This is a genomic window from Sphingomonas elodea ATCC 31461, assembly GCF_000226955.1.
Taxonomy (GTDB): Bacteria; Pseudomonadota; Alphaproteobacteria; order Sphingomonadales; family Sphingomonadaceae; genus Sphingomonas; species Sphingomonas elodea.
On sequence record NZ_AGFU01000006.1, the window covers coordinates 14,012 to 39,912 of the forward strand.

The following is a 25,901-nucleotide window of genomic DNA, read 5'->3' on the forward strand; positions in this document are numbered from 1 at the left end:
CTGCAGTTTTTCTTTTCAGCGACTTGCATCGGGCCAGGCAACCGGGCATTTGCCCGTGCGTTGCTACACCGGCCTTGTGGCGGGTGATATATTCCTATAATACAGTGCGACCTGGAGCGTTTGGGCGCTCCGAACGAGGTGGGCGCATGAACTACGAGGCAGGGATGTTGGATCGGCAGGAGCGGCTCGGCTACGAAGGTGCGCCGGCGCGGGGGCGGCGCTGGTTGTGGGTCGGGCTGGGCGCGTTCGCGCTGATCGTTATCGCTGCCTTCGTGGTGATGAAGCGACCGTCGGGATCGGTGCCTGCAGCGAAGGGCGGCAAGCCGCAGGCGCAGATGCAGACGGTAACCGTCTCGCAGCCGGGCCAGCAGACCATCTCCACCATCGTTACCGGCAATGGCAGCCTGGCCGCCAAGCGCGAGATGCCGGTGGGTGTCGCGGGCGAGGGCGGCCTCGTCACGCGCGTGCTGGTCGATGCCGGCAGCTGGGTCCAGAAGGGCCAGGTGCTCGCCGTGGTCGACCGCTCGGTGCAGGCGCAGACCGCCGAGTCGCTCGCCGCGCAGATCCGCGTCGCCGAGGCCGATGCAAAGCTCGCCCAGGCGAATCTGGAGCGCGCGCAGAAGCTCGTCGGCAACGGCTTCATCTCGCGAGCCGATATCGACCAGCGCATCGCGACCCGCGACCAGGCGCTCGCCCGCGTGCGCGTCGCCAAGGCGCAGCTGGCCGAGACCCAGGCGCGCAACCGCCGGCTCGATATCCGCGCGCCGGAAGCGGGTCTGGTGCTCGCCCGCCAGATCGAGCCTGGCCAGATCGTCAGCTCGGGCTCGGGCACCCTGTTCCGCATGGCGATGGACGGCCAGCTCGAGCTGCGCACCCAGCTCGCCGAGTCCGACATCCAGAAGCTGCACGTCGGCGCGCCCGCCGAGGTGACTCCGGTGGGCACCCAGCTGAGCTTCAAGGGCCAGGTCTGGCAGGTCTCTCCGGTGATCGATCCGACGACGCGGCTGGGCATCGCGCGCATCGCGCTGCCCTACAATCCGGCGCTTCGCCCCGGCGGCTTCGCCAGCGCGCGTATCGTCGCCGGCTCGTTGACCACGGTGGTGCTGCCGCAATCGGCGGTGCAGAGCGACCAGCAGGGCAGCTACGTCTTCATCCTCAACGAGAATAACGAGGCGGTGCGCCGGGACGTGAAGACCGGCGACGTGTCCGATCAGGGCGTGCGGATCACCAGCGGCCTCACCGGCAACGAGCGGGTGGTGATGACCGCGGGCGCGTTCCTCAACCCGGGCCAGAAGGTCATACCCCAGCTCCTCAAGAAGTAAGGGATCGGCGCGATGAGCTTTCGCAACATCTCGGCCTGGGCCATCCGCAACCCGGTCCCGCCGATCGTCCTCTTCCTGTTCCTGACCATCGCGGGGCTGGTCAGCTTCAGCCGCATGGACGTGAACAACAGCCCGGACATCGATTTCCCGATCGTCTGGATCTCGATCAGCCAGCCCGGTGCCGCGCCGAGCGAGCTCGAGACGCAGATCACGCAGAAGGTCGAATCCGCCGTCCGCAGCCTGCAGGGCATCGACGAGATCAACTCCACCGTCTCCGAAGGCAACAGCCAGACGGTGGTGCAGCTCGCGATCGGTACGCCGATCGACCGCGCGGTGGAGGATGTGCGCAGCGCGATCCAGCAGATCCGCGGCAACCTGCCCGACGGCATCCTCGAGCCGCAGGTCGGCCGCGTCGACAGCGCCAGCAGCAACGACATCGCCAGCTTTACTGCCTCGGCCAGTGACATGACCGTCGAGCAGCTTTCCTGGTACATCGACAATACCGTCACCAAGGAACTGCTGTCGATTTCCGGCATGGCGGCGGTGCAGCGCAACGGCGGCGTCAGCCGCGAAGTGAGCGTGGTGCTCGATCCGGTGAAGCTGGCGAGCTATGGCCTCACCGCGAGCCAGGTCAACCAGCAACTGCGCCAGGTGAACCTCAACGCGGCGGGCGGGCGCGCGCAGATATCCGGCTTCGAACAGTCGCTCCGCGTCGTCGGCAACGCCAAGGACGCCTATACGCTGGGGCAGACCCAGATCGCCACCGGCACGGGCCGCACCGTCCGCCTCGCCGACATCGCGACGGTGAAGGACGGCTTTGCCGAGCGCCGCAACTTCGCGCGCTATGACGGACACCCGGTGATCTCGTTCGACATCCAGCGTGCCAAGGGCGCGTCGGACGTCAGCATCTTCGACGAGACGCAGAAGAAGCTGCAGGCGCTCGAGAAGAAGAACCCCAACGTCCATTTCGAGCTGCTCGACAATTCGAGCAAATATGCCAAGCAGCAGTTCGACACCGCGATGGAAGCGATGATCGAGGGCGCGGTGCTCGCCGTCGTCGTCGTGTTCCTCTTCCTGCGCGACTGGCGGGCGACGGTGATCTCGGCGCTGGCGATTCCCCTGTCCGCGATTCCCAGCTTCTGGTTCATGGACATGCTGGGCTTCACGCTCAACCAGATGACGCTGCTGGCGCTCAGCCTGGTGGCGGGCGTGCTGGTCGACGATGCGATCGTGGAGATCGAGAACATCGTCCGCCACATGCGCATGGGCAAATCGGCCTATCAGGCATCGATCGACGCGGCGGACGAAATCGGCATCGCGGTGCTGGCGACGACCATGTCGATCGTCGCGGTGTTCCTGCCGGTGGGCCTGATGCCGGGCATTTCGGGCCAGTTCTTCAAGAATTTCGGCCTCACCGTCGTTGCGGCGGTGCTGATGTCGCTGGCCGTGGCGCGCATGCTGACGCCGATGATCGCGGCCTATTTCCTGAAGGCCCATGGCCATGCCGAACATGGCGGCGGCCCGGTGATGCGCGTCTATGTCCGCCTGCTCGAATGGACGCTGATGCACCGCTGGGTGGCGATCCTCGCCTATGTGCTGTCGCTGGGGGGCACGATCGGCCTGCTCGTCGGCATGCCGCAGACCTTCCAGCCGGCGCAGGATCAGGACAGCGTGACCGCGACGATCGAGATGGTGCCCGGCACCACGCTCGAGCAGACCGATCGCGTCGTACAGCAGGTCGCCGGCATTCTCCGGGCGGAGCCGGGGGTCGAGCATACCTATGCCCGCACCTCGGTGGGCAATGGCCGCGTCACTGCCGATCTGGCGGAGAAGAAGAGCGCCGGGCGCACGGAGACCAGCACCGAGTTCGAAAAGCGCGTCGCCCCCAAGCTGCTCGCCATTCCGGATGCGCGGGTGAACTTCCGCTCGCAGTTCGGCTGGGGTTCGACCGGCCGTGACCTGACGGTGACGCTGGGCGGCGAGGATCCGGAGCTGCTGAACAAGACCGCACTCGCGCTGATGAAGCAGATGGAGGGACTCAAGTCCGTCGTCGCGCCGCGCATCTCGGGCGATCTGCAGCGCCCGGAAATCGTGATCTCGCCGCGTCTGGACCTGGCGGCCGATCTGGGCGTGACCACGGCGGCGCTGTCCAACGCGATCCGCGTGGCGACGCTGGGCGATATCGAGCAGAACAGCGCCAAGTTCTCGCTGTCCGATCGCCAGATCCCGATCCGCGTCGCGCTGGATCAGGATTCGCGTACCCGCCTCGATACGCTGCAGAACATGCGCGTGCAGACGCAGACGGGCAGTTCGGTGCCGCTCTCGGCAGTGGCGGACATCCGTTTCGCCGCGGGGCCGACCAAGGTCGAGCGCCTGAACCTGCAGCGCCGGCTGGTGGTTGGCGCCGACCTCGCGATGAACCCGGCGACGGGCAAGCCCTATATCTCGGGCGACGTGATGAAGGAGATCCACAATCTCCCGATCATGAAGCAGCTGCCGGTGGGCGTGGCCGAGATGACCGTGGGCCAGGCCAAGTGGCAGGGCGAGATGATCCAGAACTTCATCATCGCGCTGGCCTCGGGCATCTTCCTGGTCTTCGCGGTAATGGTGCTGCTGTATCGCCGCTTCGTCTCGCCGATCGTCAACATGGGGTCGCTGCTCAATGCGCCGCTGGGCGGACTGATCATGCTGGCGATCCTGGGCATGCCGGTGAGCCTGCCGGTCTATATCGGCATGCTGATGCTGTTCGGCATCGTCGCGAAGAACTCGATCCTGCTCGTCGACTTCGCGCTGGAGGAGATGGAGAAGGGCGTGCCCAAGGTGGAGGCGATCATCGACGCCGGCCGCAAGCGCGCCCAGCCGATCGTGATGACCACCATCGCGATGGTGGCGGGCATGGTGCCGACCGCGCTCTCGCTCAACGGCGACTCGTCGTTCCGCGCGCCGATGGGCGTGGTGGTGATCGGCGGCCTGATCGTCTCGACGCTGCTCACGCTGGTGATCGTGCCGGCGCTGTTCAGCCTGGCGGTGGGTCTGGAAGGCTGGCTGGGGCCGCGGCTGTCGCGGCGCCTGCTCACCTATCGTCCTGGCGACGACGGCAGCCGCGTGCTGGGTCCGGTCGCGCCCCATGGCGCGATCGATCACAAGCCGGGCGACGACGAAGCCCAGCCGGCCGAGTGATCCAGACGGCCCTGTCTTCCGGAAGGGGGGCGGGGCCGTTTCCTGTTCGCGGCTGCGGGCGCGGCGGACGTCTGCACTAGCTGCTCTGCCGGCCCGCGCGGCCTGTCCATCAAACCACTGGCGGTGCGCGCGGCACACACTATCTTATTGCCGTGCGATCTCCCTCCGTCACCGCCCGCCTCGCCGATGGCGTCGCCTCGATCCCGGCGGCGCAGTGGGATGCCTGTGCAGGCGCCGACAACCCTTTCCTCAGCCACGCCTTCCTGTCGATCCTCGAAGCCTCGGGCTCGGCGACGGCACAGACCGGCTGGCAGCCGCTGCCGATCGTGGTCGACGGGCCGGACGGCACCCCCGCCGCGATCGCGCCGGCCTATGCCAAGAGCCACAGCCAGGGCGAATATGTGTTCGACCATAGCTGGGCCGATGCCTGGGAGCGCGCCGGCGGGCGCTATTATCCCAAGCTGCAGGTCGCGGTGCCGTTCACGCCCGTGCCCGGTCCCCGGCTGCTGCTGCGCGATCCCGACCTCGCGCCATCGCTGATCGCCGCGATCGAGGCGGTGGTCGACCAGCACAGGCTCTCCTCCGGCCATGCCACCTTTGTCGAGGCGGCGCAGGTACCGCTGTTCGAGTCGGCGGGCTGGCTGATCCGCACCGGCACCCAGTTCCACTGGCACAATCACGGCTATGCCAGCTTCGACGATTTCCTGGGTGCCTTGGCCAGCCGCAAGCGCAAGGCGATCCGCAAGGAGCGGGCGGCGGCCGTGGAGGGTCTCACCATCCGCCACCTGACCGGCGCCGAGATCACCGAGGCGCATTGGGACGCCTTCTGGGACTTTTACCAGGATACCGGCAGCCGCAAATGGGGCCGCCCCTATCTTACCCGCCCGTTCTTCTCGATGCTCGGCGAAGCGCTGGGCGACAAGGTGCTGCTGATGCTCGCCGAACGCGACGGGCGGGCGATCGCGGGCGCGCTCAACCTGATCGGCGGCGATGCGCTGTACGGCCGCTATTGGGGCTGCACGGAGGACGTGCCGTTCCTCCATTTCGAGCTCTGCTATTATCAGGCGATCGATGCCGCGATTCAGCGTGGCCTCCCCCGCGTCGAGGCCGGTGCACAGGGCGAACATAAGCTAGCCCGCGGCTATGTGCCGGTGACCACCTACTCGGCCCATTATCTGCCCGACCCCGGCTTTCGGCGCGCGGTCGCCGACTTTCTGGTGCGCGAGCAGCAGGCGGTCGAGCGCGAGCAGGAATATCTGGAAGAGCTGACGCCGTTCAGGAAGGCGGAGTAGCTCAGAGGGTCGTCTGCTTTTTTCGGCTAAGCCAAAGGATGGTCGCGGCACCTGCCGCAATGCCGATCACGCCAGGACGAACTTCAAAACCCAAACTCTCGGCGGCAGAGCCCAATGCGATCACCGCAGCCAGAAGAGCAAGATAAAGCCACATAGAGATCAGCCCCCCTGGTTCGAAGACGCGACGCTAGTCGCGAACGATCGCATCCTCAAGAAGGCGGTGCGGTCCCGTTGCCCGGCAATTCCCCCGCCGCCTCTGCCTCGCGGATCAGCACGGCTTCGGGGCGCGGGATCGGCAGGTCGCCGGGGTTGAGGCCGGGGCCGGGGACATTGTGGTCGACGCGGTACAGCACGCTCGGGCCGTCGCGCCACAGGGGGATCAGCCCCTGCTCGTACCGCGGATCGAACGCGGGCGGGCGGATCAGCCAGACATAGTCGAAGGCGTCGCGCGGAAAGAGCGCCAGGCTGCGCGCGATCGGCCGCCACCATTCGCGCGGGCACTGGACGTTGGTCACCAGCTCCGAGGGATCATGGGCGAAGCGCTTGGCCGCGCGGTAGCGCACCGTCAGCAGCTGGCCGCCCGCCATCGACCATTGATCGTTGGTATAGGCCAGCCGCCGCTCCAGCGCGAGGCCGGGGACGTGCTGCAGCCGGGTCATCGCCCATTCGTTGTAGCAGGTCTCACCGACGAAGCTCACCAGCCGGGCACCCACGGGCAGGTGGTCTAGCGCCTTCAGCTCGCGATCATAGGCCTGGTCGTAGAGATAGAAGCTGGCCGTGGTCGCCCCGATGCGGGCGACGAAGAAGGCGAGGCCGAGCAACGCCACGGTGGTCGCCCCGCGCATCGACAGGCCGGGCTTGGGCCGGATCGCCAGGATCGCGATCGCGATCAGGAACGGCACCAGCCGCATGTCGGCATAGGCGGAGCCGAACACCACGCGCGGCAGGAAGATATAGACCAGCAGCAGGAACAGCGCCGACAGGCCCAGGTTGCGCGAATACTGGATGTTGGGGTCGCGCACCGCCTTCAGGATGAGCAGGAAGATCACGCCGACGCTGGCGAGGTCGAACAGCTGCCAGCGATCGCGGAACACCTGGGTGACCCACAAGGTCTTGGCGCGCCAGTTGAACCAGTCGAAGGTCTGGCCGGAAACATGCTCGCCGCCGCGCCAGATGATCATCAGCACCGCCGGCAGCGCGAGCACCAGGCACTGCACGCCCGCGAAGAAGCAGGGCGCGATCCAGCCGTTCCTGAAATCCTTGTACCAGGGCAGGCTGCGGTTGCGGCGCGCGTCGTGCTGGCGGATCAGCTCGGCCGAGAAGGCGAGCACGCCCAGCACGCCCCAGCCGAAGGTGTGCGCAATCCAGATCAGCACCGAGATCGGCACGAAGACCATGGAGCGGAAGCCGAACTTCCCCAGCCGGCCCAGCCGCAGCCACCAGCCGAAGGCCAGCATCGCCAAGCCCATCGAGAAGGCGAAGTTGACGAAGCCGAAATGGAAGGGGAACGCATAGGCCAGCGGCAGCGCGAACAGCGCGGTCGCGGGGATGCGGCCATGCACTTCCCGCGCGATCATCAGGAAGCCGGCGACGGTCATCGCCGGGATGGTGAGGACGATCAGCTTCACCGCGAGCTCGAGGCCGAGGCCCATCTTCACCAGCGGGATGATCGCCAGATCGAGGCCCAGATTGCCCATCAGCTGCCAGCGGAAATCATACCATTCGCGCAGCCACGGGGTGCCGTCATAGGCGAACTGCACCCGGTAACGGCCCATATGGCCGGGCAAGTCGACGAGCGGCGGAATATCCGGCCATAGCAGCGGCAACGTCGCCACCAGCGTCGCGAAAAGCACGAACCAGCGTGTCTGCCACCAGTGCAGCCGAACCCCATTATCCATCGCGCCGCTTTAATGCGGCGAAGGCCCGGGCGACAAGCGCTTATGGTCGATCCGATAGAGCGCGTCTCCCCCGCTGGCCCAGATGCGGGTCATGCCGGCGAAGCGACGAGCGTTGATCGCAGGCGAATGGATCAGCCAGACATAATCGAAGGCGGCGCGGGGGAGGGTCTCCAGCGACTCCTCGAGCGTCAGAAATCCCGGCTCCAGCGCGCAAGGCTCGGCCAGCACCATCTGCGAGGGGTCGCTGTCGAACCCTGCCATCGCGGCAGGCGCATGGACGGCAAGCGGCGAACCGTCTGCCAGCCGCCACTGGTCATTGGAGAAGGCACGGCGTTCGGCCAGCGCCAGGCCGGGCAGGTGGTTGAGCCGCTGGTGCTTCCAAGGCTGGCCGCAGCGCTCGCCGACGAAACTTACCAGCCGCGCGCCTCGGGGGATATGGTCGAGCGCTGCGAGCCGCTGTCGCCAATCGGCATCGTAGAGCGCTAGGCTGGCGGTGGTGCCCGCGATCCGGACGAGGAAGAAGGCGAGCGCGATCCCCGCAATCGTGGCGCGGCGGCGCTCGGTCATGCCGGGCTTCGCTTCCAGCGCGAGCAACCCGAGCAGGAACAGGTAGGGCACCAGCCGCATATCGGCATAGGCCGAGTTGAACAGCATGAAGGGCAGCAGCACGAAGGCGGCGAGCACCAGCAGGAAGCCGCGGTGCAGGCGTGGCGCGAGCCCGGTGTCGGGATCGCGCCAGCCCTGGTAGAGGAGGCTCACCAGCACCGCGACCGAGACGAGGTCGAGCAGCTGCCAGCGATCGCGCACCACGGAGACCAGCCAGCCGATCTTGGTGCTCCACACGAAGAACGGGCCGGTCAACCCCGCGCCGGTCCCGTCGCGCCAGAGCAGGATGAGCAGCGCGGGCGGCACGAGCGGCAGCAGCCGCAGCGGCAGGCGCTTCCAGTCGCGCAGTTCCGCGCCGAGCACGAACAGCCCGAGCATCCCCCAGCCGACGATATGCGCCAGCCAGATCGCCAGCGCGATCGGCACGAAGAGCAGTGCACGCAGCCGGTAGCGCTCCAGCCGGCCGAGCCACAGCCATAGCGCGAAGGCATTGAGCGCCAGCGCCATCGCCAGCACATAGTTCACGAAGCCGAAGTGGAAGGCGTAGTTATAGGCGAGCGACAGCGCGGCGATCGTCCAGGGGGTGACGCGGCCATGCACCTCGCGGGCGATCCACAAGGTTCCGGCGACCGTCAGCATCACGGTAGCGATCACCACCGCCTTCACCGCCGGCAGCAGCCCTGTCCACGGTGCCAGCACCCGCACCGCCAGATCGACGCCGAGATTGCCGACCAGCATCCAGCGGAAGCGATACCAGGCGGCCAGCGGCGCGGCATCGCCGTCCAGCATCACCCGGAAGCGGCCGAGATGGCCGGGCAGGTCGGTCAGCGGTGGCACGGCGGGCCACAGCAGCGGCACGGCGCTCAGCAGCACCGCCGCCAGCGCGAACGCCCGCGTCTCCCACCAGCGCTTGGGGATCAATGCGTCGTCCCGTGCCCGACCAGCCGGTAGATCATCGGCGCCTCGCCCGGGCGCGACACCTGCGCCAGCCAGCCCGGCACCTGGCCGGCGCGGAGCGCGCCGGCGAGGCGATGCGTGTCGTTGCCGGCGCTGCCCAGCTCGCCCAGCCCGTCGGGGCAGAGCGCGACATAGTCTACGCCCCAGCGCCGGGCGGTCGCCTCGGCCTCGGCGGACGGACGCAGGAACAGGTCGAGCATGGCACGATTTCCTTGGGTGTTGCGGTGATAGGGGCCGGCGAGGAAGCGATGCCGGGTGGCGGGAAGCAGGAAGCCGCTAAGGTCGACGGGCGCGGCGACCAGGCCGGTCGGCAGCGCCGCGACGCGGGCCAGCGCGGCGGGAGAGGTACAATCGGGGCCGGGTGCGGCAGCGGCCTTGGGGGTGAGGGCATCGCCCAGAAACGCATAGACCATGCCCGCGGATGCCAGCCACGCGGCAGCGAGGGGAAGCGCTCCTCGCGCCCGCGCGGCGGCGATCATCGCGGCGAGGGCAGGGGCTGCCAGCAGCGCGGCGGCATAGGCCCCGCGCAGCTGCGTCAGCGCGACCAGCACCGCGACAGTCTGGAAGCCGGCAAGGATCGCCGCGTCGGTCGTGCGGCGCCGCACCGCGTGCCACAGCCCGGCCGCCAGTCCGACCAGTGCGAGGCCGCAATAGGCGGTGCTGTGCCAGGGCGGCGCGGAGAGGACCGATTGCGCCTCCGCAACCTGCGCCAGCCACACGCGCGCGAGCACCGGGTCGACTGCGCCATAGGGGTGCAGACAGGCGGGCGAAGCGAGCGCCGCGCAGCCGACGGCAAGGCCGCCCGCGGTCATCATCACGTCGAATCGTCGCTTGCGGCTGGTCGTGGCAAAGCCTGCCACCGCCATCACCGCGGGCGCCAGCGCCACCAGCATCGCCGCACGCCACAGGATCGCGGTGAAGCCGTCACAGGCGGGATAGGCCCAGCCGCTCGTTGCGAGCAGCGTGCGGCCGGCGGCCAGCGCCAGCAGCAGCGCGGTGGCATAGCCGGTGATCCGCGCCTGCGCGCCGACATCTCCGCACCACCAGCGCAGCGCGATGGCGAGCCCACCCACCGCCAGCAACGGTGCGGTCTCCAACACGATGACCAGCGACAGCATCGTCGTGAGCCCCGCGACCGCGCCGTTCCGCAGCGATCCCTGCCCCAGCGTCGCCCAGAGCAGCGCCAGCACCAGCACCATCTGCAGAGCGTGGTGATCGATCCGGCCGGGAAAGAAGAGCGTCGTCGCCGGGAAGGCGAGAGCCGCGATCACCGCCGCGACCGTGCCGTCGATCTCCAGCCGGCGCGCGATCGCGGCGACCAGCAGCAATACCAGCGCGAACCACACAAAAGGCACCACCGCCACCGCGCCGACCAAGGCCATGTGGCTGCCCAGCAGCGGCGTCAGCAGCAGGATCAGCGCAGCGGGCAGCAGGTCTGCCCCGCGCGACCAGTGCATCTCCACCCCCGGCGGGGGGCCGAGGCGATGCTGGGCGAGATCGGCGAAGGCCTGCCCATCCAGCCAGTCGCGCACCTGCTGCAGCCGCATGCCGTCATCGGTGTCGGGCAGGCGTAGCGCCGATAGCGGCAGATGGTCGCGCACCATCCAGGCGACCCCCAGCAGCACCGCGAGCGCCAGCGCGGCGATCGAATCGCGCATGGCTTGGCGAGGATGGCCCGGTCCCATGCCACCGGGCTAGGCGCACATGGTTAATGGGCTGTTGAGCCGGGGCTCCGGCGCTATCCGCTGTTGCGCAGCGCGGTCGCGATGGCGTTGATCGACAGCAGGATTCCCTCGCCGATCCGGGGATCGTCCTCGCCGGCACGGTGCCGCTTCATCAGCTCGATCTGGAGCAGGTTCAGCGGCTCGATATAGGGCAGGCGCAGCCGGATCGAGGTGTCAAGCAGCGGGTGCTTTTCCAGCAGCCGCGTCTGGCGGGTCACCTGGAGCAGCGCGTCATGCGTCTGCTGCCAGCCGGCCTGGATGCGCCCGAAGATGCCGTCGCGCAGCTCACCGTCCTCGACCAGCGCCGCATAATGGCTGGCGATGCCCATGTCGGACTTGGCGAGCACCTGCTCCATATTGTCGAGCGTCGCGCGGAACAGCGGCCAGGCGCTCGCCATCTCGCGGAGCAGCCCCTTGTCCTCGAATGCCTCCAGTGCCGCGCCGACGCCGTACCAGCCCGGCAGCATCACGCGGGCCTGCGCCCAGCTGAACACCCAGGGGATCGCGCGCAGATCCTCGATCGCGTCGCTCTTCTTGCGGCTGGCCGGGCGCGAGCCGATCTTGAGGCCGGCGATCTCGGCGATCGGCGTCATCTGGCGGAAGAAGGTGGTGAAGCCCGGCGTCTCGTAGACCAGCCCGCGATAGGTGCGGAACGCGGTCTCGGAGATGCGGTCCATCGCCGCGGCGAAGCGCTCGGCATCGGCGGGCGCGAGCTGTTCGGGCTCGAGGCTGGCGAGCAGCGTGGCGGAGGCCATCGCCTCCAAATTGGTCATCGCGCTTTCGGGGCTGCCATATTTGGCGGCGATCACCTCGCCCTGTTCGGTGATGCGGATGCGGCCCTGCACCGTGCCCGGCGGCTGGGCAAGGATCGCCGAGAAGCTGGAGCCGCCGCCGCGCCCCACCGCGCCGCCACGGCCGTGGAACAGCTGCATCGCCAGCCCCGCCTGCTCGAACACCGGCTTGAGCGCGGTCGATCCGCGGCTGAGCTGCCAGGTGGAGGTGAGGTAGCCGCCGTCCTTGTTCGAATCGGAATAGCCGATCATCACTTCCTGGTGCCCGCGCACCGCGGCGATCGCGGCGACTTCGGGCAGGCCGAGCCAGGCCTCCATGATCGGCGGCGCGGCCTCGAGGTCGGCGATCGTTTCGAACAGCGGGATCGCCATGATGTGCGCCTGCGGGGTTTCGCCCGGCACATAGAGCCCGGCTTCCTTGAGCAGGACATGCACCTCGAGCAGGTCGGAGACCGACTGCGCCATCGAGACGATATAGTGGCGGATGCAATCCCGCCCGTAGCGCGCATGCGCCGCCGCCGCCTCGCGCACGATCGCCAGTTCGGAGGCGGTTTCCTCGGAATAGACCGCATAGGGGCTGGTCAGCGGCCGGGCATTGGCCAGTTCGTGGCGGAGCAGGTCGATGCGTGCCTGCTCGTCGAGCGCGGCATAGTCTTCGCAGACGCCGGCCGATTTGAGCAGCTCCGCCACCACCCGTTGATGGATCGCGCTGTTCTGACGCATGTCGAGCGTGGCGAGATGGAAGCCGAACGTTTCCACCGCGCGGATCAGCCGCCCGAGCGCGCCGCCGGTAGCGAGCGGCCCGCCATTCGCCAGGCCGCGCGCGATGGCGACGAGATCCTCGCGAAACTCCGACGGATGGCCATAGGGTGCGGCCGGGATCGGCGAGGGACGACCGGGGCGCTTGCCGATCAGCTTTTCATGGGTGGCGGAGAGGCGCGCATAGATGCCGGTCAGCGCACGACGATAGGGCTCGTCGCTGCGGCTCTTGCCGGTGTCGCCACTGGCCTCGGCGAGTTGCAGCACGGCTTCGGGCACGGTGACATGCTCGGTCGAGATCGACAGCTCGGCACCCAGCGCGTGGACCGATTCGAGATAATGGTCGAGCACCGTCTCCGCCGCGCGGGCGAGGGCGAAGCGCATCGATTCGGCGGTGACGAACGGGTTCCCGTCGCGGTCCCCGCCGATCCAGCTGCCGGGACGCAGGAAGCTCGGCGCGCGGTCGCCCAGCGCGCGGTCCCAGCGGGCGTAGAGTGCCGGCAGCACCGGCAGGAAGACGTCGCGGAAATAGGAAAGCGCTGTCTCGACCTCGTCCGGCACGCCCAGCTTCTCGCGGCGCAGGATGCGGGTCTGCCAGAGCAGCGCGATCTGGCGGAGTATGGCTTCCTCCACCTGGTCGCCATCGGCCGTTTCGGTGACGCCGTGATCGCGCAGCCGCATCAGTTCGGCGATGCGGTTCTTGTGGTCGATCATCGACTTGCGCCGCACCTCGGTCGGGTGGGCGGTGAGCACCGGGCTGACCAGCGCATGGTCGAGCAGCGCCATCACCGGCTCGCGGCCGATCCCGGCCTTGGCGAGCCGCTCCAGCGCGGCAGCGACATCGGCATCCTTCTCGGTGGCGACGCCCTGCCGATCCTCGGCAAGGTTGGCGAGCATCGAAAAGAGCATGAAGCCGCGGACGAAATCCAGCGTCTCGTCCAGGCTCAGCCGGTCCAGCCCGGAATCGATCGCGCCCGCACCCGCAACCCCGCGATGCCGGTCGACCGACGTCGCGCGGATATATTCGATCCGCTTGAACAGTTCCTCGCCGCCATAGGCGCGAATGACGTCGCCGAGCAGCCGCCCGAGAAAGCGGATATCGGGATTGTTGGTGATTGCGATGCTGGCCATGGTCGCGATTGCTGCACTGCAAAGCGAACGCGGTCAACTTGTTCGCGCTATCAGAGTAGCTACCTTAAGCGCATGGATTTAGTTGCATTTGCAACCCACAGCGTACGGCGCGCGATAATCGGCCAGGTGCGGGCCGTGTTCAACGATGCGTCGCGCGGCGAAACCCCGGTGCAGCGGAGCGCGAACGGGCTCTTCGGCCCCGAATCGGTGGTGTGGCGCGTGCATGGCGACGTGACCGCCATGATGGTCGGCGGGGTCGCGGCGCTGCTGCTGCAGATGCTCCATCCGGCCGTGCTGGCGGGGGTGTGGGACCATTCCAAGTTCCGCCACGACATGCTCGGCCGGCTGCGCCGCACCGCCCGCTTCATCGCGCTCACCAGCTATGCCGATCGCGGCGAGGCGGAGGCGGCGATCGCGCGGGTGCGGGACATTCACCATCACGTCCAGGGCACGCTGCCCGACGGTACGCCCTATCGCGCCGACGATCCCCGGCTGCTCGCCTGGGTGCATGTGACCGAGGCGACGAGCTTTCTCGATGGCTGGATCCGCTATGCAGAGCCGGGCATGTCGCGCGCCGACCAGGACCGCTATTTCGCCGAGTTCGCGCAGGTGGCGGAGGCGCTGGGGGCCGATCCGGTGCCGCACAGCCGTGCTGCCGCCCGGGCACTGATCGCGGAGATGCGCGGCGCGCTTCGTTACGACGAGCGCACGCGCGAGGTGGCGCGGCTGCTGCTCGAACAACCGGCGCCGAACCTTGCCACTAAACCCTTCCAGGCGATGACCTTCGCCGCCGCGATCGACCTGCTGCCCGGCTGGGCGCGGCAGATGCACCGGCGGTCCACCCCTGCGCTGGCGGCTCCCGCCGTCCGCCTCGGCACGCGTGGGGTGGCGGAGACGCTGCGCTGGGCGTTTCGCTGATTTTCCAAACCGGAAAGTTTTCGCTTTCCAAAACGGAAAAAGGCGCTATCGCTTTCCATATCGGAAAGGGAGTATCGTCATGTCCACCGTCGCCGAGGCCCAGCAGGCCCTCGCCCAGATCCAGGCAAGCCGCGCGCAGCTTGCCCGCATCGCCCATTGCCCGCCGGCGCGGCACCTCGCCTTCGCGGCGCTGGAGGCAGGCATCGTCGTCTCCCCGGCCGCCGCACCCTATCAGTTGCTCGCCATGGCGCCGCTCCTGCTGGGGCTGGTGCTGGTCGTCCGCTGGGATCGCCGGCGGCTGGGCATGTTTATCAACGGCTATCGTCGCGGCCGCACGCGCCGGGTGATCGCGGCGTTCCTGCCCGTGCTGCTCGCGCTCTACGGCACCAGCGTCTATTTCGTCTTCGCGCGGCAGGAAATCTGGCCGTCGCTGCTGCTCGGCGGGGTGATGTTCGTCGTCGCGACCTGGATGAGCGTGATCTGGCAGCGGGTATTCGTCCGCGAGCTCGAGGAAGGTCTGTGACCGTGCCCGAGTTCGACGCGGTGATCCACCCGCCGACCCGGCTGCAGATCATGGCGGTGCTGACCAATGTGCAGGAAGCCGAGTTCGCAGCCCTGCGCGACCTTGCCAAGGTAAGCGATTCGGTCCTGTCGAAGCATCTCTCGGCGCTGGCCGAGCCGGGCTATGTCAAGTTGCGCAAGGCCGCCGCCAATGGCCGGCAGCGGACCTGGGCGTCGGTCACCCGCGCCGGGCGCACCGCGTTCGAGCGGCACGTCGCGGCGCTGCAGGCGCTGGCGGGGCTGGTGCCTGCCGAGGGGGTCAGCGCACCGGCGTGAGGTTCGGGCGCGGCCGGGTCATGCTGGCGAGCAGCAGCGTCAGCACGGCGGCGAAGAGCGGCGCCAGCCACAGCGCGTTCCAACCCCAACGGAACTGGCTCTCCGCGCCGATCACCACCCCGCTGACAAAGCCCAGCCACAGCGCCAGATAGCGCAGCCAGCCGAAGCGATCAGTGTCGCCCATCAGCGCACCGGCCAGCTTCTGGCCCAGCTTGACCAGCGATCCGGTCATGTAGGTGAGGCCGATCGTCACCTCGCCGTCGCGGTGAAACACGCCGTTCTCGGCGCCCATCGCGGCGGCGAGCAGCAGCAGCACGATGGGGCCCGGCATCAGCATCGCGACCATCGCGGCCAGCGCCAGCAGCAGCGTCACCGTCGCCATCACCGCCGGCTGGTGGCGGTGCGCCCTCGCCCGCGCGATGATCGTGGACAGGATCACCCCCGCCACGAAGCTCATCACCAGCGATGCCGCCATTGCCGCATCCCGGGTGGAGCCGCTGCCCAGCCCGACGCCAAGGCGGGTGGAATTGCCACTCATGAACGAGGCGAAGAAACCGCCCAGGCTGGTAAAGGCGAGCGCATCGACGAAGCCGGCGAGCGCCGCCAGGAGGATCGCCAGCGCGATCAGCGGGGACTCGGTACGTTGCATGGTTCCTCTCTGCCCCAAGCAGGTTCAGCTCGCCAAGGGCCTGTTTGACTTGACGGTCGCCTGCGCGGCAAACCGAGCCGCATGAACGCATCGGTTGCCTTCCAGATCGGCCCCATCCTCCCCTGGCTCGACTTGTTCGGCATCGCCGTGTTCGCGGCCACCGGCGCGCTGGCGGCTACCCGGCACCAGCAGACCATCGTCACGGCTACGTTCTTTGCGCTGATCACCGGGGTGGGCGGCGGCACGGTGCGCGACCTGCTGATCGGCGCGCCAGTCTTCTGGGTGCATGACGCGACCGTAGCGGCGCTGTGCCTGGGCATGTCGGCGATCGTCTGGATCACGCCCCAGCGCTGGTGGAGCGACCGGACCTTCGCCTGGCTCGATGCGCTGGGGCTGGCCGCCTATGCGGCCTTCGGTGCGGCCAAGGCACTCGGCTATGGCATCCCGCCGGTGCCGGCCGCGGTGATGGGGGTGGTGACGGCCTGTGTCGGCGGCATCATCCGCGACGTGCTGGCCGGCCAGCCCTCGATCCTGATGCGGCCGGAACTCTATGTGACGGCAGCGGCGTTGACGGCCTCGGTCTATGTGGTGCTGAGCCTGCTCGGCTGGCCTCCCTATGCCGCGGGTCTCGTCGCCGCGGCTGCCGGCTTCGCGCTGCGGGCGGCCGCGATCGTGTGGAAACTGGGCCTTCCCGCTTATCGTGCAGATCAGGGCAAACCCGGCGCATGATGCGCCGCAATATAGTTCCAATATGATACATGATGGTTTTTGGCGAAATCGCACAATGTGCTATGTCTTCGCCCCATCGGGTCCCCAGAACCATAAAAACATATGATGAGCCATAGGTAGAGGGGAAATTCTGTGAAAAGATTCATGCTTTTTGCGGCGACCGGTGCTGCTGCTCTCGCAACCGCAGCGCCTGCTCAGGCCGCACTTTATTCTTTCTCGATCACCGGTAGCCAGACGATCAAGTTCGTTCTCGACTCGTCTCCGACTCCGCCAATCGTCTCTTCCGGAGACTATTTTGTGCTCAGCGGCGTCAACGGCACGATCAACAACGTAGCCGCCACCTTCGATCTTGGTTTTGGCAGCCCCACCTATTTCTTCAATTTCGGCCTGCTCAACAACATCGTCGGCACGAGCTTCGTCTCGACGGGAGCGGCGATGTACACCGGCAGCGAGGCTTCGCCGAGGTTCAAGCTGGGCACGTTCACCCTGACCCCGAACGACCCCGGCCCTGCCTACACCATGACGATCTCTGCAATCCCCGAACCCGCAAGCTGGGGGATGCTGATCGCCGGCTTCGGCGCCATCGGCGCGATGGTGCGTCGCCGCCGGAACGTGACCGTGCGCGTCGCCTATAGCGGCTGACGGAGTCTGCGTGCCGCTGGTCCCTCCGGAACGGCGGCACGTTTGGAAGCCGGATCAGTCCTTCATCGCGTCGATCAGCTTCTTCACTTCCTGGCTGCGGCCGCGCGGCAGCACCAGCACATCGGCCCCCGAGACGACGACGATCAGGTCCTTCACCCCGACCAGGGCGACGCGCTTGCCCGGCTCGCTCTGCACCAGGCAGTTGGTCGCCTCGATCGCGACCACGTCGCCGCGCACCACGTTGCCGCCGGCATCCGGGTTGCTGATCGCATGCAGCGCGTCCCAGCTGCCGACGTCGCTCCAGCCCATTGAGACAGGGACGACGGCGACGCGCGGCGCCTTCTCCATCACGGCATAGTCGATCGAATCGGACGGGCAGGCGGCGAAGGCCGTCGCGTCGGGGAAGATGCGGAGACCTTCGCGCCGGGCGCTGTCCATCGATTGCTGGGCGGCGACGAGCATTTCGGGCGCGTAGACGCTCAACGCACCGAGATACATGTCGGCGCGAAACAGGAAGATGCCGCCGTTCCACGCGTGATCGCCCGATGCCAGCATCGCCTCGGCGCGGTCGCGCGGGGGCTTCTCGACGAAACGCTCGACGCGGTGAACGCCGGGTGCCAGCTCCTCCTCGCCGATCTTGATCCAGCCATAGCCGGTCTCGGGTGAGTCGGGCGCGATACCGAAGGTGACGAGCCAGCCTTCATTGACCAGCGGCAGCGCCGCATCGATGGCGGCATGGAAGGCGCCGACATCGCCGATCACATGGTCCGACGGCATGACGAGGATCGGCTCGCTGCCGCCACCCGCCGCCATCGCGGCGAGCGCGATGGCGGGCGCGGTATTGCGGCCGATCGGCTCCAGGATCAGTGCCTTGAGCGTCGCCCCGATAGTAGCGATCTGCTCTTCTACCAACTCTGCGTGAAACGCGTTCGCAACGACGATCGGTGACGTGAAACGTTCGCCTGACGCCCGGCTGACGGTAAGTTGCAGCATGGTTTCTTCCGCCGTCAGCGACAGCAGCTGTTTTGGCCGCTCCGGACGGGACATAGGCCAAAGCCGCGTTCCCGAACCACCCGACAGAATGACGGGGGTGATCGGCTTCGAATCCGACATTCGATAAAGCTCCTGTTTCGATGTCTGCGTGCGATTGCAAGAAAAGCCCGTCTGAAACAAGCAGAAGGCCATTTTGTTACGGCTTGCGCAAATTTGATGGTGGCTAAGTGGCTTGCGTCTGCTGATGGCCGTTTCGTTTACCCTTGTGCGCTATCCCGTTCCGGCCATGATCCGCCTGTTCAAGCATTATGTCCCCAACACCGTGCTGCTGCTCGGCCTGCTGGACGTGATCCTGCTCGTTGCCGCCGGCGAGATCGGCTGGCAGCTGCGTGCCCACCAGATCGCGTTCGACCCCGGACCGATCGCCGAAAGACTGCCGCAGCTGGCCAGCTTCACCCTGGTGCTACTCACCGCGATGGTGGCGCTCGGGGTCTATGGGGCGGAGGCCTTGCAGTCGCTGCGCCATGCGCTGGTGCGATTGCTGGTCTCGATCGCGCTTGGCGTGCTCGGGCTCAGCGTGCTCTACTTCCTGCTGCCGCCGATCGGTTTCTGGCGGTCCAACCTGCTCTACGCCGCGCTGGCCGCCGTCGTGCTGCTCCTGCTGATGCGGATCCTGCTGGGAAAGACGCTCGGCAGCCAGGCGTTCAAGCGCCGCATCGTGGTGCTCGGCGCCGGCCCGCGCGCGGCGCGGCTGAAGCAGCTGTCCAAGATGCCGGGCGCCAGCTTCGCGGTGGTCGGCTATGTCGCGATGAGCGAGACCAACCGCGTGATCCCCGAGGCGATCGCGCGCGACGCCATCTACAACCTTGCCGATCATGTCGTACTGCTCAACGCCAGCGAGGTGGTGCTGGCGCTGGAGGAACGCCGCAATTCGCTGCCGCTGAAGGACCTGCTGCGGATCAAGACCACCGGCGTGCACGTGAACGAGATCTCGACCTTCCTCGAGCGCGAGACCGGCCGCGTCGATCTCGACAGCGTCAACCCCAGCTGGCTGATCTTCTCCGACGGCTTCTCGTCCGGCCGCATGGTTTCCGCCCTGTCGAAGCGGCTGTTCGACATCCTCGCCAGCCTGATCCTGCTCGTGCTGTCCTTCCCGCTGGTGCTGCTCACCGCGGTGCTGATCAAGCTGGAGAGCCGCGGCCCCGTGCTCTATCGCCAGCAGCGGGTCGGTCTGTACGGCCAGGCCTTCGACGTGCTCAAGCTGCGCTCGATGCGCCAGGATGCCGAAGCACCGGGCGAGGCGGTGTGGGCGGAGGAAAACGATCCCCGTATCACCCGGATCGGCCGGATCATCCGCAAGATCCGCGTGGACGAACTGCCGCAATGCTGGAGCGTGCTGAAGGGCGAGATGAGCTTCGTCGGTCCTCGCCCCGAACGGCCGCAGTTCGTCGACGATCTGGAGCAGAAGCTGCCTTATTACGCCGAGCGGCACATGGTGAAGCCCGGCATCACCGGCTGGGCGCAGATCAACTATCCCTATGGCGCCTCGATCGAGGACTCACGCCAGAAGCTCGAATATGACCTGTTCTACGCCAAGAACTATTCGCCCTTTCTCGACCTGCTGATCCTGCTCCAGACCGCCCGCGTCATCCTGTTCCCCAGCGGCGCGCGATGATGCTCACGCCCGCGCTGAGCCTGTGGCTGCACGCGCTGGCGGCCCTGCTGTTCGCGCTGCTGCCGCTGGCAGCGCTGCGCACCGGCGGCGACGCGCTGCCCCGCCGGGCGCTGGCCGGGGCGCTGGTCCTCACCGCGCTGGCAGCGCTCGCCATGGCGGGAATCGGGGCGGAGGCGATCGTCACGCGCGTCGTCGAGGCGCTGTGCACGCTCGGCTGGCTCGTCTTTCTGTTGCTGCTCCACCGCCGCGCCGGCGAACCGCGGCCGCCGCTGGCGCTCGGCACCGTATACGGCGTGATTGCGCTGGTCACGCTGGCGGCACTGGCCGTCGATGGATTTGCGGGAACGCCCGGACCGGTGGCGGACGAGACCGCGTCGGTCGCACTGCTGCTGCACATGCTGGTGGCGGTGGGAGCGCTGGTGATGGTGCAGGCGCTCCATGCCGCGCTGGCGCAAAGCGCTGGGCCCGGCCTTCGCTGGACGGTGGCGGCGCTGGGCGGACTGTGGTTTGCCGAGTTCGCCGTGCGCACGCTCGCCTATCTGGGCGTGCCGATGGACGGGATGCTGCTCGTCGCCCACGGCGCCGCCTGGGTCTGCGTGGCCGCCGCCATGGGGCTGGGACTGCAGCGGCGCGGCGACTGGCGGGTGCGGATGTCGCGCACGGTCGCCTACCAGTCGCTCACCCTGGTCGCGGTGGGCGCCTATTTCGTGCTGCTCGCGCTGGCGACGAGCGCGCTGGCCACGCTGGGCGGGGCTCATGCCCGGCTGCTCCAGACCGCCTTCGTCTTCGGCGCCACCGCCGCCATCCTCGCGCTCGTCTCCAACGGGGCGCTGCGCGGCTGGGTGAAGGTGAAGCTCGCCAAGCACCTGTTCCGCCATCGCTATGATTACCGCGCCGAGTGGCTTCGCTTCACCGAGACGCTGGGCGCCCCCGGCGCCGCGCCGCTCGACCAGCGGATCGTGCGCGCGCTGGCCGACCTTACCGATTCGCCGTCCGGGCTGCTGCTGGTGGCCGAGGAGGGCGGACTGGTTCCCGGCGCGGGCTGGCATTGGGAGCGAACGGCGCTGCCGCAGCTGGGCGACGCGACCCTTGCCGCCCATCTGGAGGCGACGGGCCGGATCCTCGAGGTCGATGCGGTTCGCCTGGGCCTTGCCGATGCGCGGGATGCCGCTGCGGTACCCGGCTGGATGTGCGACTCGCCCGCCGCCTGGGTGGTGGTGCCGCTCCTCCATCGCGGCGCGCTGGTCGGCGCGATCCTGCTCAGCCGCCCCGCCGTCGCGCGGCGGCTCGACTGGGAGGATTTCGACCTGCTCAAGGCCGCCGGCCGGCAGGTGGCAAGCTATCTCGCCGAGGCGCGGGCGCAGGAGGCGCTGGCCGAGGCGCAGCGCTTCGACGAGTTCAACCGCCGATTCGCCTTCCTTCTCCACGACATCAAGAATCTGGTCAGCCAGCTGGCACTCACCGCCCGCAATGCCGAGCGCCATGCCGACAACCCCGCTTTCCGCGCCGACATGATCGCGACGCTGCGCGATTCGTCGGACCGCCTGAATGCGCTGCTCGCGCGGCTGGGTCAGCATCATCGCGGTCGCAGCGAACCCGCCCGGCCGACGGCGCTGCTGCCGCTGCTGGAGCGCCTCGCCGCGCGCCATCCCGCGCAGGTGCGGCTGGCGCCCGCCGCCAAGGCCTGGGCAACGGCCCAGCCGGCCGCACTGGAGCAACTGCTCGCCCATCTCGTCCAGAACGCGATCGAGGCGAGCCCTGCCGATGCGCCGGTCACGCTCACGCTCGCCACCGATCCGGATCACGCCATCATCGACGTGCAAGACCAGGGCTGCGGCATGTCGCCCGGCTTCGTGCGCAACCGCTTGTTCAAGCCCTTCACCTCGTCCAAGCCCGGCGGCTTCGGGCTCGGCACCTTCGAGGCGCAGCAACTGGCGCAGGGCATGGGCGCCCGTATCGAGGTCGAATCGCGCGAAGGGCAGGGCACCCGCTTCCGCATCCTGTTGCGCGCCGCCCCGGCGGTGGAGGCGGCGGCATGAGCGATCTGCTGCCGAAGCTCCTCATCGTGGAGGACGATGCCGGGCTGCTGCGCCAGTTGCGCTGGGCCTATGAGGGCTACACGATCCTCGCCGCCGCCACCCGAGAGGAGGCGATCACCCTGCTGCGCGCCGAGGAGCCGCCGGTCGTCACACTGGATCTCGGCCTGCCGCCCGATCCGGACGGCACCAGCGAAGGATTCGCCGCGCTGGAGGCGATCCTGCGCCTTGCACCGGCCACCAAGGTCATCGTCGCTTCGGGCCATTTCGAGCGCGAGTCGATGCGCCGCGCGATCGAGCTGGGTGCGTGGGACTTCTACCAGAAGCCGATCGACATCGATGCGCTGGGGTTGATCGTCGCGCGGGCCTTCCACGTCCATGCGCTGGAGGCGGAGAATCGCCGCCTCGCCGAGCGGGTGGAAGCGAAGACGGTGCTCGGCGGCATGATCACCGCCGCGCCGGAAATGCTGAAGGTCACCCGCACGATCGAGCGCGTCGCCGGCGCCGACGTATCGGTGATGCTGCTCGGCGCCAGCGGCACCGGCAAGGAACTGCTCGCGCGCGGCCTGCACGAGGCGAGCCCCCGCGGGCGCGGCAATTTCGTCGCGATCAACTGCGCGGCGATTCCCGAGACGCTGCTCGAATCGGAGTTGTTCGGCCACGAAAAGGGCGCCTTCACCGGCGCGGTGAAAACCACCGAGGGCAAGATCGAGCTGGCGCAGGGCGGCACGCTGTTCCTCGACGAAGTGGGCGACATCCCGCTGCCGCTGCAGGTCAAGCTGCTGCGCTTCCTGCAGGAGCGGGTGATCGAGCGGATCGGCGGTCGCAAGCCCATCCCGGTCGACACGCGCATCGTTTGCGCCACCCACCGCGACCTCGACGTGATGGTGGCCGAGGGGCGGTTTCGCGAGGACCTCTACTACCGGCTGGCCGAGATCGTGGTGCGCATCCCCTCGCTTGCCGAGCGGCCGGGCGATGCCGGGTTGCTCGCCCGCCATTTCCTCAAACGCTATGCCGAGCAGATGAAGGCCGGGCCGAAGAGCTTCGCCCCCGATGCGCTGGCGGCGATCGACGCCTGGGGCTGGCCCGGCAATGTCCGCGAGCTGGAGAACCGCATCAAGCGCGCGGTGATCATGGCCGAGGGCAAGACGGTGCACGCCGAGGATCTCGACCTCGCGCCCGGCGATGCGGCGGCGATCAACCTGCGCGCGGTGCGCGAGGCGGCGGACCGGCAGGCGATTCGCCACGCGCTGGCGCGCAGCGACGGCAACGTGTCGGCGGCCGCGCGGCTGCTCGGTATCAGCCGGCCGACACTCTATGACCTCTTGAAGGCGTATGATTTGCAGACCTGAATGCGCTTGGCGAAACGCCATCGTGTGAGAAATCGATCAGGTAAACGAGCAAGAGTAGTAAGCACCCCAAAGGTGTCGGCATCCCACCAGGTCTCCGCCGAAAAGCTTTGTCACCCGCTCCGGCGCGGCAAAACGACCTTTGGCGTCGAAGCCTTTCGCCAGCATCACGTCGCCGGTGGGATCATAGATGATGCCAGCCCAGTTATTGAGAAACCCCGCGGGGTTGAACGCTACGCGCAGCGGCGGACCTGGATCGGTCGTGAACGACACCCCGTCCTCCTCGCCTCTCCATTCTCCTGGGCCATGCTTGCGCGCCTTGGCAATGATTCGCTCATACCTGCTTTGGTTGAGCGCCAGCCTCGATAACGTGCCGACGACCCCTCCAAAACTGAGCAAGGGAAGGGAAAGAAGTAGCGTAGCGACAAGCATCGAGGGCGCAGCCAGAACAAGCATCGTGCGTTGAAGCAGCGAGCCCGCATCGCGTGCATTTCGGATCCCCCGGAACAACCAGAACATGGTGCCCGAAAGCGTGATCAGAAACGCGAACGGTATGCCGAACAAGAACAGCGCGAACAAGGTGCTCTCATCCCATGCACCGACAACGCCGAACATGAAAGGAGCGGAGAGGACGATGAGGAAAAACAGCGCGACCGAACGGAAATAGGCGTGCACCGCGCGCTTATCTGTCATATTTTGTTCGTGGGAGCCCAGATCCGCATGATCACTTCTTCTTCTCGGCCTGTACCGCCGCCTGCGGGTCCTTGGCGGGTGTGCCCTCGGCCGGCGTCGCCTGCTGGACGTTCACCGAGACGTCGGCACCTTCGGCCGCGCCGTTGCTCTGCACGCCGGCATTGTCCGGAGCGGAGCCTGCCGCGGGGGCGGCCGGCAGCGGCAGGTTCGAGCCCTGCTTGTTGAGATAGAGGATCACGTCGGCGCGCAGCTGCGGGTCCGAGATGCCGGCGAAGGTCATCTTGGTGCCCGGTGCGAACTTGCGCGGGTTGGTGAGCCAGGCGTCCATCTTGTCGAGGTCCCAGTTGCCGCCCACGCCCTTCAGCGCGTCCGAGAAGGCGAAGCCGCCCTTGCCCTGCGCGATACCCTCGCCCAGCGTGGCATAGAGGTTCGGGCCGATGCCGTTGGCGCCGCCCTGCGTGATCGTGTGGCACGAGGCGCACTGCTTGAAGCCGCTCTCGCCCTTGGCGGCATCGCCCTTGGCGAGGCGCACCGCCAGCGGCTCGGCTGCCGCGGCACCGCCGGCGGCATCTTCTACTGCCTCGACGACATAGCCGGGGCGTTCGGGTTTCTCAGAGTGAAAGATCTTCGCGCTGACGATCGAAAGTCCAAGGGCCGCGATGCCGCCCGCCAGTGCCCAACCTGCGATCGTATTGAAGCGATCTTGCATTCATCCGCTCCCGCCTGTGCTTTGGTGCATCTTTAGAGCGTCGCCGACGACAAAGGCAAGCGGACTTGCGGCGGAGTTCTACGGAGGCTAGCGCCGCCCCCCATGGAGAATTTCGCCGCACCCGCCCGACCGATCGTCGCCCGCATGCTCGCGGAGGCCGAAGCGGCGCCGGCGCGGGCGGTCGCCTATCAGGGGGCGCCGGGGGCCAATTCGCATGTCGCGGTGCGCGAGGCCTTCCCCGAAGCGTTGCCGATGCCCTGCTTCTCGTTCGACGACGCGATCGATGCGGTGAAGGAAGGCCGTGCCGACCGGGCGATGATCCCGATCGAGAATTCGCTGCACGGGCGCGTCGCCGACATCCATTTCCTGCTGCCCGAATCCGGCCTGTCGATCATCGGCGAGCATTTTCTGGCGATCCGCCACACCCTGATGGGTACCGGCGTGCTCGACGGCGTGCGCGAGGCGATGAGCCATCCCCAGGCGCTCGGCCAGTGCCGCCACTGGCTGAAGGCACACGGCATCGCGCAGGTCGCCTATCCCGATACCGCCGGCGCAGCGGCGATGGTGGCGGAGCTGAACGATCCCAAGGTGGCGGCGCTGGCGCCCGCGCATGCGGCCGAGCTCTACGGCCTCACCGTGCTGGCGAGCGACATCGCCGATGCCGCCCACAACATGACGCGCTTCGTGGTGCTGTCCCGCGAGGCGCCGGCAGTGACCGGCGAGGGGCCGTTCATGACCTCGCTGGTGTTCGAGGTGAAGAACATCCCCGCCGCGCTCTACAAGGCGCTGGGCGGCTTCGCGACCAACGGCGTCAACATGACCAAGCTGGAGAGCTACCAGCGCGAGGCGAGCTTCGCCGCGACGGAGTTCTATGCCGACATCGTCGGCAGCCCGGAGGAGGAAGCGGTGGCGCGGGCGCTGGACGAGCTGTGCTTCCATTCGAAATGGGTCCGGCTGCTCGGTACCTATCCCCAGGCGCGCCCGCGGCCCTGAGCGTGGGGGGAGGGGGCT

21 protein-coding genes are annotated in these 25,901 nt (G+C 67.9%); 12 read left to right on the plus strand and 9 right to left on the minus strand.

Translation table 11 applies throughout. From position 1 onward, the window contains the following. Window positions 1–146 precede the first annotated feature (146 nt). The 3 genes from KK7_RS0102525 (at window position 147) to KK7_RS0102535 (ending at window position 5,794) form a co-directional block, all read left to right on the plus strand. Window positions 147–1,322: an efflux RND transporter periplasmic adaptor subunit gene (locus tag KK7_RS0102525; RefSeq protein WP_010543072.1), complete on the plus strand. Its 1,176-nt coding sequence runs from the start codon at window positions 147–149 to the stop codon at window positions 1,320–1,322. Between the two features lie 12 nt (window positions 1,323–1,334). Then, window positions 1,335–4,502, plus strand: a complete 3,168-nt coding sequence (locus tag KK7_RS0102530; protein WP_010543073.1) for an efflux RND transporter permease subunit — start codon at window positions 1,335–1,337, stop codon at window positions 4,500–4,502. Between the two features lie 152 nt (window positions 4,503–4,654). Beyond that, window positions 4,655–5,794: a GNAT family N-acetyltransferase gene (locus KK7_RS0102535; RefSeq protein ID WP_010543074.1), complete on the plus strand. Its 1,140-nt coding sequence runs from the start codon at window positions 4,655–4,657 to the stop codon at window positions 5,792–5,794. A 1-nt stretch (window position 5,795) separates the two neighbouring features. Here KK7_RS0102535 and KK7_RS22795 read toward each other — a convergent pair whose 3' ends face one another. The 5 genes from KK7_RS22795 to ppc form a co-directional block, all read right to left on the minus strand. Then, window positions 5,796–5,948: a hypothetical protein gene (locus KK7_RS22795; RefSeq protein ID WP_157999973.1), complete on the minus strand. Its 153-nt coding sequence runs from the start codon at window positions 5,946–5,948 to the stop codon at window positions 5,796–5,798. Window positions 5,949–6,003: 55 nt separating this feature from the next. Further along, complete coding sequence (locus KK7_RS0102540) at window positions 6,004–7,692, minus strand: hypothetical protein (RefSeq protein ID WP_010543075.1); 1,689 nt, start codon at window positions 7,690–7,692, stop codon at window positions 6,004–6,006. 9 nt (window positions 7,693–7,701) lie between these two features. Next, the gene (locus KK7_RS19995; protein ID WP_010543076.1) at window positions 7,702–9,219 is read right to left on the minus strand and encodes a hypothetical protein; all 1,518 of its coding nucleotides are present in this window, start codon (window positions 9,217–9,219) and stop codon (window positions 7,702–7,704) included. Next, window positions 9,216–10,913, minus strand: a complete 1,698-nt coding sequence (locus KK7_RS0102550; protein ID WP_010543077.1) for a hypothetical protein — start codon at window positions 10,911–10,913, stop codon at window positions 9,216–9,218. Before KK7_RS0102550 ends, KK7_RS19995 begins: the two co-directional genes overlap by 4 nt. Before the next feature lie 80 nt (window positions 10,914–10,993). After that, complete coding sequence (ppc, locus tag KK7_RS0102555) at window positions 10,994–13,660, minus strand: phosphoenolpyruvate carboxylase (RefSeq protein ID WP_010543078.1); 2,667 nt, start codon at window positions 13,658–13,660, stop codon at window positions 10,994–10,996. A gap of 72 nt (window positions 13,661–13,732) precedes the next feature. Between ppc and KK7_RS0102560 the strand changes: the two genes are divergently transcribed. The 3 genes from KK7_RS0102560 (at window position 13,733) to KK7_RS0102570 (ending at window position 15,415) form a co-directional block, all read left to right on the plus strand. Continuing rightward, entirely contained in the window at window positions 13,733–14,578 is an 846-nt protein-coding gene (locus tag KK7_RS0102560; protein ID WP_029622684.1) for an oxygenase MpaB family protein, read from the plus strand. Window positions 14,579–14,657: 79 nt separating this feature from the next. Further along, on the plus strand, window positions 14,658–15,101 hold the full coding sequence (locus KK7_RS0102565) for a hypothetical protein (protein WP_010543080.1): 444 nt from the start codon (window positions 14,658–14,660) through the stop codon (window positions 15,099–15,101). Further along, window positions 15,098–15,415, plus strand: coding sequence for a transcriptional regulator (locus KK7_RS0102570; RefSeq protein ID WP_010543081.1), 318 nt, complete (start codon window positions 15,098–15,100; stop codon window positions 15,413–15,415). The genes KK7_RS0102565 and KK7_RS0102570 overlap by 4 nt, the downstream gene beginning before the upstream one ends. On the opposite strand, the gene KK7_RS0102575 is transcribed toward KK7_RS0102570, so the two are convergent. Beyond that, window positions 15,399–16,064, minus strand: a complete 666-nt coding sequence (locus KK7_RS0102575) for a YoaK family protein (protein WP_010543082.1) — start codon at window positions 16,062–16,064, stop codon at window positions 15,399–15,401. The two genes, KK7_RS0102570 and KK7_RS0102575, sit on opposite strands and share 17 nt — an antisense overlap. An 81-nt stretch (window positions 16,065–16,145) precedes the next feature. Here KK7_RS0102575 and KK7_RS0102580 point away from each other — a divergent pair, with 81 nt between their 5' ends. Together KK7_RS0102580 and KK7_RS0102585 are read left to right on the plus strand one after the other, a co-directional pair. Further along, complete coding sequence (locus tag KK7_RS0102580) at window positions 16,146–16,793, plus strand: trimeric intracellular cation channel family protein (RefSeq protein ID WP_010543083.1); 648 nt, start codon at window positions 16,146–16,148, stop codon at window positions 16,791–16,793. 144 nt (window positions 16,794–16,937) lie between these two features. Beyond that, window positions 16,938–17,435, plus strand: coding sequence for a PEPxxWA-CTERM sorting domain-containing protein (locus KK7_RS0102585; RefSeq protein ID WP_083836027.1), 498 nt, complete (start codon window positions 16,938–16,940; stop codon window positions 17,433–17,435). A gap of 54 nt (window positions 17,436–17,489) precedes the next feature. Here KK7_RS0102585 and KK7_RS0102590 read toward each other — a convergent pair whose 3' ends face one another. Beyond that, a complete protein-coding gene (locus KK7_RS0102590) occupies window positions 17,490–18,548 on the minus strand; it encodes a mannose-1-phosphate guanylyltransferase/mannose-6-phosphate isomerase (protein ID WP_010543085.1) in 1,059 nt (352 codons plus the stop codon). 166 nt (window positions 18,549–18,714) lie between these two features. On the opposite strand from KK7_RS0102590, the gene KK7_RS0102595 reads away from it, so the two are divergent. The 3 genes from KK7_RS0102595 to prsR are packed head-to-tail and all read left to right on the plus strand — an operon-like array spanning window position 18,715 to window position 23,491. Further along, window positions 18,715–20,103, plus strand: a complete 1,389-nt coding sequence (locus tag KK7_RS0102595) for a TIGR03013 family XrtA/PEP-CTERM system glycosyltransferase (RefSeq protein ID WP_010543086.1) — start codon at window positions 18,715–18,717, stop codon at window positions 20,101–20,103. Then, window positions 20,100–22,142 (plus strand): XrtA/PEP-CTERM system histidine kinase PrsK, encoded by a 2,043-nt coding sequence (gene prsK / locus KK7_RS0102600; RefSeq protein ID WP_029622690.1) that lies wholly within the window; start codon window positions 20,100–20,102, stop codon window positions 22,140–22,142. Before KK7_RS0102595 ends, prsK begins: the two co-directional genes overlap by 4 nt. After that, window positions 22,139–23,491: a PEP-CTERM-box response regulator transcription factor gene (prsR, locus tag KK7_RS0102605; RefSeq protein ID WP_010543088.1), complete on the plus strand. Its 1,353-nt coding sequence runs from the start codon at window positions 22,139–22,141 to the stop codon at window positions 23,489–23,491. The genes prsK and prsR overlap by 4 nt, the downstream gene beginning before the upstream one ends. A gap of 36 nt (window positions 23,492–23,527) precedes the next feature. Here prsR and KK7_RS20000 read toward each other — a convergent pair whose 3' ends face one another. Next, window positions 23,528–24,181 carry a hypothetical protein gene (locus tag KK7_RS20000; protein WP_010543089.1) on the minus strand — a complete coding sequence of 218 codons (654 nt, stop codon included), beginning with the start codon at window positions 24,179–24,181 and terminating at the stop codon, window positions 23,528–23,530. A 31-nt stretch (window positions 24,182–24,212) separates the two neighbouring features. Beyond that, a complete protein-coding gene (locus KK7_RS0102615) occupies window positions 24,213–24,890 on the minus strand; it encodes a c-type cytochrome (RefSeq protein ID WP_010543090.1) in 678 nt (225 codons plus the stop codon). A 102-nt stretch (window positions 24,891–24,992) separates the two neighbouring features. On the opposite strand from KK7_RS0102615, the gene KK7_RS0102620 reads away from it, so the two are divergent. Beyond that, window positions 24,993–25,883, plus strand: a complete 891-nt coding sequence (locus KK7_RS0102620; RefSeq protein ID WP_010543091.1) for a prephenate dehydratase — start codon at window positions 24,993–24,995, stop codon at window positions 25,881–25,883. Window positions 25,884–25,901: the final 18 nt, after the last annotated feature.